1 protein-coding gene is annotated in these 235 nt (G+C 67.2%); it reads right to left on the bottom strand.

Going from position 1 to position 235, the window contains the following annotated elements; all coding sequences use genetic code 11:
• Positions 1–108: 108 nt before the first annotated feature.
• On the bottom strand, positions 109–235 hold a 127-nt coding region (locus C7C46_RS33950; RefSeq protein ID WP_181442698.1), incomplete at its 5' end, for a transposase.

The following is a 235-nucleotide window of genomic DNA, read 5'->3' as shown; positions in this document are numbered from 1 at the left end:
CCATCCCTTGTTCTTCGCAGGGAATCCCGGCCTTTAGGCCGGGCGGGATTGCGATCCTTGACCCGGAGCCGCGAAGCGGCGGAGTGCTCTGCGGCTCCGGGGTGACGGTCAGACGGGCCGCTGCTGGTTCTCGATGTACTCCTTGACGATGCTCAGCGGTGCGCCGCCGCAGGACCCCGCGAAGTACGAGGGTGCCCAGAACACGGAACCCATGCCGATCCGGTTGGTACGGCCG

This window comes from Streptomyces tateyamensis (genome assembly GCF_003205575.1).
Classification (GTDB): Bacteria; Actinomycetota; Actinomycetes; order Streptomycetales; family Streptomycetaceae; genus Kitasatospora; species Kitasatospora tateyamensis.
This window is presented reverse-complemented; position numbering and strand designations above follow the sequence as displayed.